Raw genomic sequence first — 15384 nt, 5'->3', positions numbered from 1 at the left:
TCCAGTGATTCTCAGGTTCCGGATTTTACAATCCTTCACGTTGTTATCTTTCATATTTTATCAAATGTTTTATGAAAAAACCAATGAAGGGGTAGTTCATTAGCAAGATCCTGTGTCCGATATCGTCCCGTTATGCGGTCCATCGGCCTGCAACAGGGAAGATTGGGATGGGCGAAAAGTCTCAATTGGTGTGTGCACAGGTAAATCTGGCGTCAATTCTTCTCCAAATACGTGCCGGAATACTTCCGTAACCGACTGCACCGGAATGACTTTCAAGCCTTCAATACTGTCAAAAAGAGACTGCCAGTTGTCCTGAGGAATGATCACCTTTTTAGCTCCTGCCTGAAAAGCAGCCTCAACTTTCGCTAATACGCCGCCAATCGGTTTGACACGACCGTGAATGCTGACCTCTCCGGTCATCGCAATTTCGTGATCTACCGGAATTCCCCGCATTGCGGAAGCAATAGCCGTTGCCATTGCAATACCTGCCGACGGGCCATCTACTGGTGTTCCCCCAGGAAAATTAATATGCAAATCGTAATTTGACGGGGACAACTCAAGCGTACGCAAAACGGTCAATACATTTTCTACAGAGCCTTTGGCCATACTTTTACGCCGCAGCGTGCGGGAGCCGCCGCCAATCTCTTCCTCATCGACCACACCCGTAATATTATAAGTTCCCTTTCCCGCAGGAACCGGAACTGCTGTAACCTCAATCTCCAGCAGCATGCCCATATTCGGGCCATATACGGCCAAACCGTTAACAAATCCGATTTGTGGCAGACCCGGTATTTTCCGGTCAGGACGCGGTTGAATTTGGCTGCTGCCTGCTACCCATTCCACATCCGAGGCGTTTAGACGTTCCCGTTTCTCCGTAAGTGCCAATCCAGCGGCAAGCTGAATCATATTGACGGCCTCCCGGCCATTAGTGGCGTAGCGCTGTACGACTTCAACTGCCTCAGGGCAAGGACCGAAGCCCAACTTGTGGACAGCATCCTCAGCAATACGTGCAATTTCCTGCGGCTGAAGGGCACGGAAATAAATTTCCATGCAGCGGGAACGAATGGCAGGCGGCAGTTCGTGCGGCGAACGGGTCGTCGCACCTACCAAACGGAAATCGGCAGGCAAACCATTTTGGAAAATATCATGGATATAAGCAGGAGTATTCGAATCCTCCGAGTTGTAGTACGCGCTCTCCAGAAATACTTTTCGGTCCTCTAATACTTTCAACAGCTTATTCATCTGTGTGGGATGCAGCTCGCCAATTTCATCAATGAACAACATACCGCCATGCGCCTTCGTTACAGCTCCAGGCTTGGGCTGTGGAATACCCGCCACTCCCATTGCTCCAGCACCTTGATAAATTGGATCATGCACCGAACCAATCAACGGGTCTGCAATACCCCGCTCGTCAAAACGGGCAGTCGTCGCATCAATCTCTGTAAATTTGGCGTCTCCCTTGAACGGAGAGGACAGGTTTTTCTTGGCCTCTTCCAGCACCACACGTGCAGCAGCCGTCTTGCCCACTCCCGGTGGGCCATAAATAATAACATGTTGTGGATTCGCACTGCATAACGCTGCCTTGAGCGCTCGCAATCCGTCCTTCTGACCGACAATATCCTGTAATGTGGCAGGACGAGTGCGTTCAGCCAGCGGTTTGGTTAATGAAATGGAGCGCAGTTTGCGCAGCTTATCCAGTTCCTTGCGAGATTCCCGGTCCACTGCGCTGCGGTTCGTCTTTTGGCTCCGCAAAAGGTTCCAGAAATACAGACCGATGACAATCCCAAAAAACATTTGCACCAACAACAAAATCATAGTAAAGTCCATCGTATTTCCTCCGTTTCTCATCTCAGCATTTTGAAAATGCCGCTAAAATGCCGTCTATGAAAAACAGTATTTCCTTTTCCCTAATAGCTAAACGGCAGTCTTCCAAAAGATCAGAGAGAAAATACAAAAACACCGCGAAGAACAGTTCTGTAGCAGAGCTGCCCTCCACGGCGTTTACATGATGGCAAATAGAATATGATTATGCCTCTTTATGAGAACCGATTTGGCTTATACCTTCTCGGCTGTATGACGTTCCTCGCGACCCGGAATTTTACCCGTCTCTTCATACGCCTTGACGATGATGTCAATTTCTTTTTTCAATTCGTCAACCATGTCAGCCTCGGGAACTTTGCGGATCATTTTTCCATAACGGAACAGAAGTCCTTCCCCGCGCGCTCCGGCAATACCGATATCAGCTTCCTTTGCTTCACCCGGACCGTTCACCGCGCAACCCAGTACCGACACTTTAATCGGCACCTTGAGTTTGGCAATATAGTCTTCGACTTCGTTGGCGATAGAGAACAGATCAATATCCAGACGTCCACAAGTAGGACAGGAAATCAAAGTCGCTGCATTCGTGATCAACCCAAAGGTTTTGAGCAGTTCCCGCGCAACCTTCACTTCTTCCACTGGATCGGCACTCAGCGAAATACGCATAGTCGAACCAATACCTGCTGCCAGCAAAGCCCCCATCCCCGCTGCACTCTTAACGGTTCCGGTAAAAAGCGTACCCGCTTCGGTAATACCCAGGTGTAGCGGATATTTGATGATTTCGGCTGCCTTCGTATAAGCTGCAATCGCCATAGGCACATCAGATGCTTTCAGGGACACGATAATATCGTGAAAATCAAGATCTTCCAGTATACCGATATGGAATAGTGCGCTTTCTACCATCGCTTCCGGCGTAGGATAGCCGTACTTATCCAGCAAATGCTGTTCCAATGACCCGGCATTCACACCGATCCGAATCGGAATCCCCTTTTCTTTACACGCCTTGACGACAGCTTCGACTTTTTCACGACGACCAATGTTGCCGGGATTGATACGAACCTTGTCAATTCCGTTTTCAATAGCCAGTAGAGCCAGCTTATGATTAAAATGAATATCCGCTACGAGCGGAATATGGATCTGTTTTTTAATTTCTTTAATGGCTGCGGCAGCTTCCTCATTGTTTACGGTGACCCGTACAATTTGGCAACCCGCCTCTTCCAAACGGAGGATTTCAGCGACGGTAGCTTCCACATCTGCTGTTTTGGTCGTACACATGCTTTGGATGATGACTTCATTGCTGCCGCCAATCGTCAGATTCCCGACTTTAACGGGACGTGTGTCTTGTCTTAAGAACATGTACTTTTCTCTCCCATTAACGCCAAACCTCCACCCCATAAAACCTCATATGGGTTTAGTGAAGTGGAGATCCGGCTTCTCATGTTTTAGAGATCGCGAAGTATCAATCCTTAGGCGCTCTCTTCTTGTTTTTTATCCTTATTTGTACCACCGAGCTCCGGTGCGATTTTATCTTTTACAACCTGCTCATTGATGACACAAGTCGTGATATCATCACGGGAAGGAACCTCGTACATCACATCCAGCATAATGCCTTCAATGATCGCACGAAGACCACGGGCACCCGTGTTACGCTTGATGGCTTCACGGGCAATGGCTTCCAGAGCATCTTGCTTAAACTCCAAAGTAACATTATCCAGTTCAAGCATCTTCTGATACTGCTTGACTAACGCATTTTTCGGCTCAGACAAAATACGAACCAATGTGTTCTCATCAAGCGGCTCCAGCGTAGAAATAACCGGCAAACGTCCTACAAACTCCGGAATCAGACCGAATTTCAACAGATCCTCAGGCAATACCATAGAAGTATATTCACCCGGCTTCAAATCCTTTTGATCTGTAGTCGCATTGAAGCCAATCACTTTCTTACCGACACGACGTTTGATCATTTGCTCCAGACCGTCAAAGGCTCCACCGCAAATGAACAGAATGTTCGTGGTATCAATTTGAATGAACTCTTGATGCGGATGCTTACGACCACCTTGTGGAGGTACAGAAGCAACCGTGCCTTCCAAAATTTTAAGCAATGCCTGCTGCACACCTTCACCCGATACGTCACGCGTAATGGACGGGTTTTCGGATTTGCGGGCTACTTTATCAATTTCGTCGATGTAGATAATGCCGCGTTCGGCTTTTTCCACATCATAATCGGCAGCTTGAATCAATTTCAGCAAAATGTTTTCAACGTCTTCGCCCACATAACCTGCTTCCGTAAGGGAAGTGGCATCTGCAATGGCAAAAGGAACGTTCAAGATTTTAGCCATGGTTTGCGCAAGCAACGTTTTACCTGAACCTGTAGGTCCGAGCATCAAAATGTTACTTTTTTGCAGTTCCACATCATCAATTTTGTTTTGCGTATTAATACGTTTGTAGTGGTTATATACCGCTACGGACAATGATTTTTTCGCTTGATCCTGACCAATTACATATTGATCCAGAATGTCACGGATTTGCATCGGTTTCGGAATGTCTTTCAGATCTACTTCTTCCTCATGACCCAATTCCTCTTCCACGATTTCTGTGCACAACTCGATGCATTCGTCACATATATATACGCCCGGTCCAGCAACTAGCTTGCGAACCTGATCCTGAGATTTACCGCAGAAGGAACATTTCAGTTGTCCTTTTTCATCATTAAATTTAAACATAGAGCCACCCCTTTACAGATTAATCGGTCTAGACAGCACCTGGTCAATGATACCGTATACTTTTGCCTCTTCCGCTTCCATGAAGAAATCCCGGTCAGTATCACGTTCGATTTTTTCGAGGGGCTGACCCGTACGCTCGACATAGATTTGATTCAGCTTGGCACGCGTTTTGATAATCCAGTCTGCATGGATCAGCATATCGGAGGCTTGCCCCTGAATGCCACCCAACGGCTGATGGATCATGACTTCGCTGTTGGTAAGCGCAAATCTCTTACCTGGCGCACCTGCTGTGAGCAGCAAAGAGCCCATACTTGCAGCCACGCCTACACAGATCGTCGATACGTCTGGCTTAATGAATTGCATTGTATCATATATACCCATGCCCGCAGTTACAGAACCGCCCGGCGAGTTAATGTACAAATTGATATCCTTCTCCGGATCTTCCGCAGAAAGGAATAATAGCTGTGCAATGACGAGATTGGCGACATCGTCATCAATCGGGCCACTCAGGAAAATAATGCGATCCTTAAGCAACCGCGAGTAAATATCGTAAGATCGTTCTCCTCGATTCGTTTGTTCCACAACCATAGGGACGAGACTCATCACGACCAACCTCTTTTCTTTATTGAAATGAACACCAGTATTCATCCACTTCCTTAAGTCCGATTGGAACGAAAGCGGCAAGCATGAAACGGGAACACCTTACAAAATATTTTAACATGTTCAGAGTCTCGTGTCATATTTGCATCCGCTCATATATGCAGTGCGGGCTGTTATACAACGTGCTTAGCCGAGACCTTCTCATATTTAACCATGTTTCGTATGTATGTGCAAATGTACAGCAGTGACTTATGTACAACAAGAAAGCGCAACTCACAGCACTTTCCATAAACGACTAAAATATGGATTGCCTAAGTTAAAAATAAGGCACGTAACTTTCACTACGTGCCTTATCCCTATCTAATTGCTACGTTGCAGCCTGTTCGGCATACTCCATATATTTTATCGAATTACTCGGCAACTTCAGCTGGCGCTTCAACTTCTTTGCTGTTTTCCAACAACAAAGCGATCGTTTTACGCAGTGAAATTTCTTCTTTCAGGTTTGCCAACGAGCCGTTACCTTCCAGAATACTGCGAATTTCTTCAACCGAACGTTTGTAAGCTTCAGCCATGTTTTTCAGCTCTTCATCGATTTCCGCTTCGGAAACTTCGATGTTTTCCGCTTTAGCCACTTGCTCCAGCACAAGGTTGTTGCGTACACGCTTCTCAGCATCCACTTTCATTTGCGCTTCCAGATCTTCCTGGCTTTGGCCGGAGAATCCGAGGAACATTTCAAGATTCATGCCTTGGCTACGCAGACGGTTGTCGAAATCGCGAACCATGTTTTGCACTTCACTTTTGATCATCGCTTCAGGAATGTCGATTGTTGCATTCTCAGCAACCTTCTCCACTACCGCACCCTCACGGGCAGCTTTAGCTTCGTTTTCCTTACGCTCCAGCAGTTGCTTTTTCAAGTCTTCCTTGAATTCAGCCAGTGTATCAAATTCACTTACGTCTTTTGCAAATTCATCATCCAGCTCAGGAAGAACCTTGCGTTTCAGTTCATGAATTTTCACTTTGAACACTGCTTGTTTGCCAGCGAGATCAGCAGAATGGTAGTTCTCAGGGAACGTTACTTCAACGTCCTTGGAATCGCCTGTGTGCAGACCGATCACTTGCTCTTCAAAGCCGGGAATGAACGTATTGGAGCCCAGCTCCAGAGAATACTTCTCAGCTTGTCCGCCTTCGAATGGTACACCATCAACGGAACCGTCGAAGTCGATAATAGCCGTATCGCCGGATTGTGCAGCATCTTCATCAACGACAACCAGTTCGGCATGACGTTGTTGCAAACGCTCCAGCTCTTGAGCCTGTTCTTCGTCAGTCACTTCGAATTTGCTTACAGACACTTCTACGCCTTTGTACTCACCCAAAGTCACTTCAGGTTTAACCGTAACCTTGGCTTTGAATTTGAAGGATTCGCCTTTAGCGAATTGATCAATTTCAACGTCAGGGCTGTCTACCGGGAAAATATCCGTTTTTTCTACAGCTTGGCTGTAGGCTTCTGGTAGCAGGAAGTCAATTGCATCCTGATACAAGCTTTCAATACCGTAACGTTTTTCAAAAATAGGACGTGGTACTTTACCTTTACGGAATCCTGGTACACTTACTTGTTTAGCCACTTTATTAAAAGCTTTGTCGAGTGCAGCGGCTACACGATCCGCGTCAACCTCAACTTCAAGAACCCCAAGGTTCTTCTCTATTTTCTCCCAAGTTGCTTTCATTTTATGCTTTCCCCTCCAACAAAATCTTCACTTAGTTTTCATATGATCAACGCACACAAAATAACCACTATAGTATATCTAACATTACTATCTTTTTCAAGGGCAGCTCCTTGAATGCTTCACAGGTAAACGTTTCCGGCCATTATAGAGTGTTCATTCCCGCCGCTACGAATAGACGCATCGACCGATATACCTGCTCAAAACGGAAGCGCAATGCATCAGTAATGCCATATATAACACGGGTTTCTTCCTCATCCTTGTTCCCACTCAGACTCTCCGATACCGTCTGATGGAGTGCTGCCGCCCAAATATCTGGCATCCCGTCCTCCTCCACCAGCATTGACCTGTAATCTTTTGTACCATACACTGCCATCACAAACTGCGACCATAGCTCCTGCGCAAAATAGAACAGCGTAGGCTCATGTACCTCAGTCTGATCGGCCACCCGCTCCAGAATACGCATAATCGGCTCAGGAAATTCATCCGGCTGCAGCGGAATCGACTCAATCTCGATTTCCGCCTTTTCATCCCCCCGGCTGATTTCAATCGTCCCTTCCATTCCGCGTCGCCGCAGTGTCTGCAAAACACGGAATTGAAGCAGAGGGTGGATTTCCCGTTCCTTAATCCAGTGAAGCAACGCATCGTCGATTTCTGGCAGATCCAGATAAGACAGTTGTTCCAACGCTAAAATCGTCTGTTCCGACAACGGTTCATCCATAGCCATATGTAGCAGCTTGTTGCCGTAGCCTGCATCCTGCTCCTGCTTGAAGCGCGCATGTCGGCGGGCCAGCTCTGCTTCATTGACCTCATCTTCTGCCGTAGCGTCCGTGTCCGCCCCTCTGTCAGCATACTGTGGAAATGCGGCCTCCAGCCATTGTAAAAGGGCCTCCCACTCTTCGTATTGCTTTTGTTCCTGTCCCTGACACTGCATCAAAAAACGCAGCATCGCCATCGCCTCTCCGTAACGCTCATTTTCAAGCATTACAGTAAGTTGAATTTGATAGTAATCCAGTGTCTTAGGAAACAATACAATATTATTTTCTTTTGTCGTCACCTTGGAGTCCTTTATTCAAGGCACCCCCTCTCCTCCGTAAGCTAAAGTATTTGTAGATTATATGAGAAACAGCGGCCGAAGTCCAACCTCTCGTCTTCAACATATTCACCTGTATTCTAACATACCCTTTTATAAGGCAAAAAAAACCATACCTACTCTGAATTTATGCTGCACAAAGACTAAAACAATCAAATAATATGAAAAAATACTTGAATCTTTTTTTCCCATGTGATATATTAATATTCGCTTGAATTTTATGTCCCAGTAGCTCAGCTGGATAGAGCAACGGCCTTCTAAGCCGTCGGTCGGGGGTTCGAATCCCTCCTGGGACGTTATGATGAGAAGCTTCCGTAAGGGAGCTTTTTTGTGTTTTACAACCCCCCACAAAAAATATATTCTATTTTAATTCCAGCATTTTGCATCATTTGATTCCCCACGCTAGAAAGTACAATAGATAGACAAACTAAACCGTTTCGATCTCTATAGCGCTGAATTGAGATCGTGAATACCATCATCTATAATGTCGAATATTTTCTGATTTAATTTTGAATATTTTCTGAGGAGCATGAACTGAACAAAGTGCCTCAGAAATAAAGCAGTAAGCTTACATGTTGGGTACGGCAAGGGAGAAATAATTAATGAAATTAATATCTTGGAATGTTAATGGCTTAAGAGCCTGTGTGACCAATGGATTTTATACTTATCTAAAAGAAACGAATGCTGATATTTTTTGCGTACAGGAAACCAAGCTTCAAGAGGGACAAATCCTGATGGAGAATATGGAGGAATACACACAGTACTGGAATTATGCCGAGAAAAAAGGATATTCCGGCACGGCGATCTTCACCAAAATCAAACCTCTTTCTGTGCATTATGGACTTGAAGAAAATGGAGAGCCTGAAGGCAGAACCATTACTTTGGAATTCGAGAAATTTTATCTGGTTAATGTATATACTCCAAATACCAAACGGGATTTGTCCCGATTGCCGTACAGACTGGAATGGGAGGACCGTTTCCGCAGCTATCTGCAGCAACTGGATGCATTGAAGCCTGTCATTGTTTGTGGTGATCTCAACGTGGCTCATCAGGAAATGGATTTAAAAAATGCAAAAGCCAACTACGGCAATGCCGGATTTACGCCTGAGGAACGGGGGCGAATGTCACAGCTGCTCGAAGCAGGATTTATAGACACCTTCAGATACTTTTATCCTGACAGGACGGATGTTTATTCCTGGTGGTCCTACATGCCGAAGGTGAGAGAACGGAACATCGGCTGGCGGATCGATTACTTCCTCGTCTCGAACAGACTTCGTCCGCTGTTGATAGACGCAAGCATTGATTGTCATATTACGGGCAGCGATCACTGCCCTGTTATATTGGACATGCAAGATATTTCAGCATAGTCCCCCCCTTACACAAAGATTTATGCAGTCTTAAAAACCGTCATGCGCTGTATTGCAGCATGACGGCTTGGATTATCATGATAATCTGTTTAAAACCCGTTATTCGCCATCACTTGCTTGAACCACAGCGCACTTTGCTTGGGTGTCCGTTCCTGCGTTTCGTAATTGATATGTACAATACCGAAACGTTTGCTATAGCCCCAGGCCCATTCAAAGTTATCAAGGAATGACCAGACAAAATAGCCCTTGAGCTGCCCTCCCTCCCCGATGAAGCGATGGCATGCCTTTAAATGCTCCTCAATGTAGCGCTGACGTCCAGTGTCCTCAATCTTCCCATCCATCAGTTCGTCCTTCATCGCTGCTCCGTTTTCCGTAATCAGAATGGGCAAGCCCTTGGTAAAATCCTTCTCAATCCGAGTCAACAGCTTATAAAAGGATTCGGGGTGAATCTCCCATCCCATATCCGTTACCGGTTCCTCGAAGCGAACCTGCTCTACCTGAAGCAACGAAGCGTCTGTAGCCGCTCGGATGACGCTGCGGGCGTAGTAATTGATGCCCAAAAAATCCCCCGGCTGCTGAATCAGCTCCATATCACCAGACTGTACAAAATCCAAGCCATTCAGATGCGCACCATACCATTCCACCATATCCTCTGGATATTTCCCGTTAAACAAAGGATCGGCAAACCAACGATTGATAAAGCCATCCCGGCGGACGGAAGCGGCTACGTCCTCAGGTCGCTCAGAAGCGGCATCCACATGCTCCATGTTCAGTGTAATACCGATCTTACCCGTCAGCCCTTTTTCCTTGTGTAATTTGATGGCTATCCCATGACACAGCAGAGTATGATGGGCGGCAGTAAAGGCTTCCTTCCAGTTCTGATGGCCGGGGGCATGCTCTCCTGTACCATAGCCCAAAATAGAGGCGCAATAGGGTTCATTGATTGTATTCCACCAGCTTATTCGCTGTCCAAAGCGATCCATAATGACAGAGGCATACGTCATAAAATGCTGGATAATCCCTCGATGTGTCCAACCTCCCTCGTCCTCGATCCACTGCGGAAGATCCCAGTGATACAATGTCAGCATCGGAATGAGCCCGGCCGACTCAATCTCATCCAGCAGGCGCTCATAGAAGAGTAATCCCTGTTCGTTAACCACGCCGGGTGCGGGAATAATGCGCGGCCAGGCCACGGAAAAACGGTAATGTAAAAAGCCAAGCTGCTTCATTAATTGCACGTCTTCCTTAAAGCGGTGAAAATGTTCACAAGCTATATCTCCGCTGTCACCGCCTATCACCTTCCCGGGTGCTTGACAGAAAGTATCCCAAATGGAAGGCGTTCTTCCTCCCTCAGCTACACCACCTTCAATTTGATAAGAAGAGGTCGAGGTTCCCCACATAAAAGTGTCTGGAAATAAAAAGGTATTCTCACTCATACTTGGTATCTTCCTTTCAGGATTTAAGACTTCACAGCTCCGGCCATTGCACCACCGACAATAAAGCGCTGTAGGAAAATATACAAAATGACCAGTGGTAGTGTAACAATCAGGATACCGCAAGCAAGCAGCGGCCAGTTGTTCATGTATTGTCCATAGAAGGAGAACAATCCCTTGGTCACTGGCTGATACGCGGGATCAGACAAATAAATGGTAGGACCGATAATGTCGTTCCACGCCCCGATGGCTGTCAAAATAATGCCTGTCGCCAACACCGGCTTCATCAGCGGAACAAGAATCGTAAACAAGTAGCGGGAATATCCGCACCCGTCCATTGCAGCCGCTTCATCCAGCTCACGGGAGACAGACTTGATATATCCCACAAACATCAGGAAGGCAATGCCAGTACCCGTTGTTTTTAGCAAAATAAAACCAAGCTGGGTATTGTAAAGTCCCAGACTATTAATGAGAGCAAATTGCGGAATCAGCGGGTTCGGAAGATACATGGATATCAGGAAAAACACATAAAAGAAGGTGCTGAACTTAACGTATCCCCGCGCCAGTGGAAAAGCTGCAAACACAGATATCACCAACGTTAATAGCGTAGATACGCCCGTATACAAAATACTGTTCCACATATACTGAGAGAAATTTCCTTTTTCCCAAGCGTCCATGAAATTCTCCAAGCGCAGACTCTTGGCTATAGCCACAGGATCCATCAGATACTCACTTTGAGTCTTCATCGATACATTAAAGAGGTAGAAAAGCGGAAATACATATAACGAAAGCATGAGCAGTACGATGATGTAGCTCAGTAATTTGGTTCCTTTGGTACTGCTCATTACATTTCCACCTCTCTTCTGCGCAAGTAATATAGAGCAATCATCGACACCGTAAATACGAACAGGAACTGGATCATAGCTACTGCGGAAGCAAGGCCGTAATCCGACGTCCCGGAGCCGAAGGCTGTTGCATACACATCAAACGCAAGTGTCGTCGTGTTGAATTTACCACCTGTCAGCACATAAATAATGTCAAAGGTTTGCAATGCTCCAATAATGGACAGCAGCATATTGACTGTAAAAGACGGCGCAATCATCGGAAAGGTAATGTTTTTGAACGCTTTCCACCCAGAAGCGCCATCCATATACCCTGCTTCATATAAATCATTGGGAATGGATTGGAGTCCGGCTAAGAAAATAGTCATCGAGTAACCCATGTACATCCAAATTTGCACAAAAATAATCAGTTCAAATGCAATATCATAGTCCCCGAAAAAGTTGGAGCTGGTTCCAAAAAAGTTCATCATGGCTTGCGCAGGACCGCCAAGCGGATTGGCAATCAGCTGCCAGATCAGTCCGGATACCGTTACCCCAAGCACAACGGGCAGGAAAAATATAGCGCGGTAAAACACATCACCCTTGAGCTTTTTATTAATAATGACGGCCATGAACAGCCCTACTGCATTTTGAATCACAACCACAGCTACGGCGAAATATAGGGAACGACCCATAGATGCGATTCGATCTCCAGAATCGGAAGAGGTAAAAAAGGTCATATAATTCTCGAATCCAACAAAATTCCACGTTTGTCCCGGAACCCCTGTAGCATCTGTAAAGGAAAACAGTACAGTTACCATGGAGGGACCAAAGCCAAGAAGCAAATAGAGCAGCACCGGAATACTCAGCAAAAGATACGGCATTAACCGGGCCGCACCCTTTCCGAAGGGATACATGGGCCTCACACCTTTTTACATTATTATGGGGCTTTACACTTGCCTGTCTGGGCTCATGTAAAGCCTGTTGATTTATTTAGGAGCTGCTGCATCCCAGTCTGCCTGAGATTTTTGGGCAAGTTCCAAAGGCGTCTTTAGCGGACCGGCAGGCGTCAGAAATTCAGCATGTACGCTGGCATCCTTAATGTACTGTCCAACATTCTTACGATTGATAAACAGCTGATCCCAAGAGAGCTTGAAGTTTTCCAGTGAAGGCTGGATTTCATTAACGAATTCACTACTTATCTTCACATCAGGCTGTGTTGGCAAAAATCCGGCGGCGTTCACAAAATCCGTATAGTTCTGTTTTTCGGAAAGCATTTCAAGCCATTTGATCGCATAATCCTTGTTTGGCGACTTTTCCAATACCATCCATGTCATATCATACTTGCCTGCAAGGTTTTTATTTTTGGCGGGATCATTGCTGCCTGGAATCGGGAAATAACCAAATTTCATCTCTGGATTGGCTGTCTGGATCGTCGTTGCATCCCACGTGCCATCCGCAATCATAGCTACACGCCCTGTAGCAAACAAGCTTGGCAGGGTTCCATAGTCAATCCCCATAAATCCACCAATGGCGTTGTTCATCAAAATTTGTGTTTTTTCCAGCACCTCAAGCTGGACGGGGTCTGTCAGCTTTGTCTTACCTGTCCACAGCCCTTTAATATATTCCAGCTGATCATCATGGATAGAGGCTTGAAGCCCCTGGACAGCAAGGTTAATAGGCCATACATCCTTACCGCCGAAACCAATCGGTTCTACGCCGTTATCCTTGAGTACCTTCATCACATGTACCAGCTCATCCCAAGTTGTGGGCACAGCAAGATTATATTTTTCAAAAATCTCTTTGTTGTAGAACAGACCTGTCAGTGCCACCTTACCCATATTTACACCGTACACCTTGTCCTTATAGGTCATGGCATTTTTGACATCTGTAGGATTATAGTTTTTGATAAAAGCTTGATCCGACAGATCGGCTATTAGTCCTCCGTCAATCCATTGCTTCCACATCGGATCTGCTGCTCCCTTGGACCATTCCTGCGGAGCGCCTACGAAGCTGAATTTCAAAGGAATAATGTCTGCATCACCGGATGAACCAGCATTCATACGCGTTTGCATCAATTGATCATACGTCGAGTCAGCAGGAACTGTCGTATACTCCACCTGAACATCTGGATACTTCTCTTCAAATTTTTTGTTAAATTCCTTTATATAGTTATTAATATTTTCCTGCTGCCAATGAATAATCTTTAACGTGACCTTTTTATTCCCCTCCTGTGCAGTTCCGCTACCTTTACCGCAAGCGGCCAATACCAAGATTAAAGCGGTTACAAGAAGTAAAAATAAACTCTTTTTTAGCATTGCAGAATCCCCCCATATCATTTTAGAATACGTTACGAAAGCAGTTTCGTTATTTACATTTACCATTATGTAACGAATGATCTGTTTTTGTAAATAGAGATTTGTGAAATATCAAAAAAAACATGAACCACCGCTAAATTAAACTTATTTTCCCATAATATATTAAAACATATCCTAAAAGCACTGTTGACTCTCCTCTATAAGGTAGCATAGAATACGAGTAATCATTAGATTTAGAATACAAGGTCAATTCAACTAAACCAGTTTAGTTTTGGAGGATTTCATGAATATAAAAACAATAGCAAATATGGCAGGCGTTTCTGTAGCAACGGTTTCGAAAATTATAAATAATTACACGGATATCAGTGAGGAAACCCGGCAGCGGGTGCTTAAAATTATGGAGGAAACAGGCTACAGACCCTCCTCCTCGGCTAAAACGCTTGCTACCAAAAAATCAAATGTGGTAGGCGTTATATTCGCTGGCAAGCTGAATGTCGATTTTAGCCATCCTTTTTTTGTAGATATCATTAATGTCTTCAAAAAACAGATTGGCTTGCTCGGTTACGACCTGCTGTTTTTTTCGAATGAAAAATTTCTGGACAATGGAGAGGACTATTTGGCTCGTTCAAAATATTTTTCAGTGGACGGGTGCATTATTATTGCCGGAGATGAAGTGGAGAAGAGCGTTTTTGATCTCGATGCCAGCCCCATTCCCTGCATCGGTGTCGATATTGAACTAACCGGAGCCAGTTCCTGCTATATTATGTCCGATAATCAAAAGATCTCAATGAAGGTTGTTGAGCATTTTTACATGAATGGCTACCGCGATATGGGTTTTATAGGCATCGAACGCCCCTCCCTGGTGATTAAGGAGAGAGAAGAAGCCTTTATTGCTTCACTAAAACGGTTTAGTCTTGATGTCAGACCCGAATGGATCGTGTATGCTAAGGACTACGCGGCGGAAGATGGATACCAGATTGCGAAGGCGTGGATACAGCAAGGAAATTTGCCAAGGGCTATTTTTGCGGCTACCGACCTGCTTGCCTTTGGTGCCATCCGTGCTTTCAAGGAAAGCGGCTTGAGGGTACCCGAGGATATTGCTGTGGTGGGATGTGATGATATAGAAGCCTGTCGCTACACCGATCCTCCACTGACCACTGTAAAACAAGATAAACAAAAAATAGGCCGACTAGCTGCTATGGTGCTATTTGACCTGATGAATAAACAAATGGAAACGAAATGTATTAAAGTAGAACCGGAGCTAGTCATTCGCAGTTCCTGCGGAGCGATGCAAAATTGGAACCATACGATGGTTCAGGGCTAGCATATCCATGCGTATCTCAAAGAGTGCGTCAGCTTTCTATAACTCTTTAGCAAAAAAGGGAGTCACCATCGTGTTACATGCCTGTGCCCCGTAAGATGGACACTTTGAGAGAAAGTATCCATCTTACGGGGCATTTAAGTTTTATTTAGAGTAAACAACAGTGGTG

At 45.5% G+C, this 15384-nt stretch carries 12 protein-coding genes and 1 tRNA gene; 3 read left to right on the top strand and 10 right to left on the bottom strand.

Going from position 1 to position 15384, the window contains the following annotated elements; translation table 11 throughout:
• Positions 1 to 99: 99 nt before the first annotated feature.
• From lonB to ACIFQM_RS13810, 6 genes are all read right to left on the bottom strand, one after another.
• Complete coding sequence (gene lonB / locus ACIFQM_RS13835; RefSeq protein WP_430048323.1) at positions 100 to 1827, bottom strand: ATP-dependent protease LonB; 1728 nt, start codon at positions 1825 to 1827, stop codon at positions 100 to 102.
• Positions 1828 to 2055: 228 nt separating this feature from the next.
• The gene (gene ispG, locus ACIFQM_RS13830) at positions 2056 to 3174 is read right to left on the bottom strand and encodes a flavodoxin-dependent (E)-4-hydroxy-3-methylbut-2-enyl-diphosphate synthase (protein ID WP_430044230.1); all 1119 of its coding nucleotides are present in this window, start codon (positions 3172 to 3174) and stop codon (positions 2056 to 2058) included.
• A 110-nt stretch (positions 3175 to 3284) separates the two neighbouring features.
• Positions 3285 to 4541, bottom strand: a complete 1257-nt coding sequence (clpX, locus tag ACIFQM_RS13825; RefSeq protein ID WP_430044228.1) for an ATP-dependent protease ATP-binding subunit ClpX — start codon at positions 4539 to 4541, stop codon at positions 3285 to 3287.
• 12 nt (positions 4542 to 4553) lie between these two features.
• On the bottom strand, positions 4554 to 5144 hold the full coding sequence (gene clpP, locus ACIFQM_RS13820; RefSeq protein ID WP_430044226.1) for an ATP-dependent Clp endopeptidase proteolytic subunit ClpP: 591 nt from the start codon (positions 5142 to 5144) through the stop codon (positions 4554 to 4556).
• A gap of 407 nt (positions 5145 to 5551) precedes the next feature.
• Entirely contained in the window at positions 5552 to 6865 is a 1314-nt protein-coding gene (gene tig / locus ACIFQM_RS13815) for a trigger factor (protein ID WP_430044224.1), read from the bottom strand.
• A 142-nt stretch (positions 6866 to 7007) separates the two neighbouring features.
• Positions 7008 to 7919: a hypothetical protein gene (locus ACIFQM_RS13810; RefSeq protein WP_430044222.1), complete on the bottom strand. Its 912-nt coding sequence runs from the start codon at positions 7917 to 7919 to the stop codon at positions 7008 to 7010.
• Between the two features lie 258 nt (positions 7920 to 8177).
• Between ACIFQM_RS13810 and ACIFQM_RS13805 the strand changes: the two genes are divergently transcribed.
• Positions 8178 to 8251, top strand: a tRNA-Arg gene (locus tag ACIFQM_RS13805).
• A gap of 306 nt (positions 8252 to 8557) precedes the next feature.
• On the top strand, positions 8558 to 9322 hold the full coding sequence (locus ACIFQM_RS13800) for an exodeoxyribonuclease III (protein WP_430044220.1): 765 nt from the start codon (positions 8558 to 8560) through the stop codon (positions 9320 to 9322).
• A gap of 89 nt (positions 9323 to 9411) precedes the next feature.
• Here ACIFQM_RS13800 and ACIFQM_RS13795 read toward each other — a convergent pair whose 3' ends face one another.
• From ACIFQM_RS13795 to ACIFQM_RS13780, 4 genes are all read right to left on the bottom strand, one after another.
• Positions 9412 to 10758, bottom strand: coding sequence for a GH1 family beta-glucosidase (locus ACIFQM_RS13795; protein WP_430044218.1), 1347 nt, complete (start codon positions 10756 to 10758; stop codon positions 9412 to 9414).
• Positions 10759 to 10781: 23 nt separating this feature from the next.
• Positions 10782 to 11600, bottom strand: coding sequence for a carbohydrate ABC transporter permease (locus tag ACIFQM_RS13790; protein WP_430044216.1), 819 nt, complete (start codon positions 11598 to 11600; stop codon positions 10782 to 10784).
• On the bottom strand, positions 11600 to 12493 hold the full coding sequence (locus tag ACIFQM_RS13785) for a carbohydrate ABC transporter permease (RefSeq protein WP_430044214.1): 894 nt from the start codon (positions 12491 to 12493) through the stop codon (positions 11600 to 11602). The genes ACIFQM_RS13790 and ACIFQM_RS13785 overlap by 1 nt, the downstream gene beginning before the upstream one ends.
• A 72-nt stretch (positions 12494 to 12565) precedes the next feature.
• Entirely contained in the window at positions 12566 to 13894 is a 1329-nt protein-coding gene (locus ACIFQM_RS13780; RefSeq protein WP_430044212.1) for an ABC transporter substrate-binding protein, read from the bottom strand.
• Positions 13895 to 14177: 283 nt separating this feature from the next.
• Here ACIFQM_RS13780 and ACIFQM_RS13775 point away from each other — a divergent pair, with 283 nt between their 5' ends.
• Positions 14178 to 15218, top strand: coding sequence for a LacI family DNA-binding transcriptional regulator (locus ACIFQM_RS13775; RefSeq protein ID WP_430044210.1), 1041 nt, complete (start codon positions 14178 to 14180; stop codon positions 15216 to 15218).
• Positions 15219 to 15384: the final 166 nt, after the last annotated feature.

The organism is Paenibacillus sp. NRS-1782 (assembly GCF_050467685.1).
GTDB lineage: Bacteria > Bacillota > Bacilli > Paenibacillales > Paenibacillaceae > Paenibacillus > Paenibacillus terrae_A.
Note: the sequence above shows the minus strand (reverse complement) of the source record. Positions and strands in the feature narration are given on the sequence as shown.

Bases quoted from the DNA above. Each gene is read 5' to 3' on its own strand.
- lonB (WP_430048323.1), bottom strand. From the start codon at position 1,827: ATGGACTTTACTATGATTTTGTTGTTGGTGCAAATGTTTTTTGGGATT.
- ispG (WP_430044230.1), bottom strand. From the start codon at position 3,174: ATGTTCTTAAGACAAGACACACGTCCCGTTAAAGTCGGGAATCTGACG.
- clpX (WP_430044228.1), bottom strand. From the start codon at position 4,541: ATGTTTAAATTTAATGATGAAAAAGGACAACTGAAATGTTCCTTCTGC.
- clpP (WP_430044226.1), bottom strand. From the start codon at position 5,144: ATGAGTCTCGTCCCTATGGTTGTGGAACAAACGAATCGAGGAGAACGA.
- tig (WP_430044224.1), bottom strand. From the start codon at position 6,865: ATGAAAGCAACTTGGGAGAAAATAGAGAAGAACCTTGGGGTTCTTGAA.
- ACIFQM_RS13800 (WP_430044220.1), top strand. From the start codon at position 8,558: ATGAAATTAATATCTTGGAATGTTAATGGCTTAAGAGCCTGTGTGACC.
- ACIFQM_RS13795 (WP_430044218.1), bottom strand. From the start codon at position 10,758: ATGAGTGAGAATACCTTTTTATTTCCAGACACTTTTATGTGGGGAACC.
- ACIFQM_RS13790 (WP_430044216.1), bottom strand. From the start codon at position 11,600: ATGAGCAGTACCAAAGGAACCAAATTACTGAGCTACATCATCGTACTG.
- ACIFQM_RS13785 (WP_430044214.1), bottom strand. From the start codon at position 12,493: ATGTATCCCTTCGGAAAGGGTGCGGCCCGGTTAATGCCGTATCTTTTG.
- ACIFQM_RS13780 (WP_430044212.1), bottom strand. From the start codon at position 13,894: ATGCTAAAAAAGAGTTTATTTTTACTTCTTGTAACCGCTTTAATCTTG.
- ACIFQM_RS13775 (WP_430044210.1), top strand. From the start codon at position 14,178: ATGAATATAAAAACAATAGCAAATATGGCAGGCGTTTCTGTAGCAACG.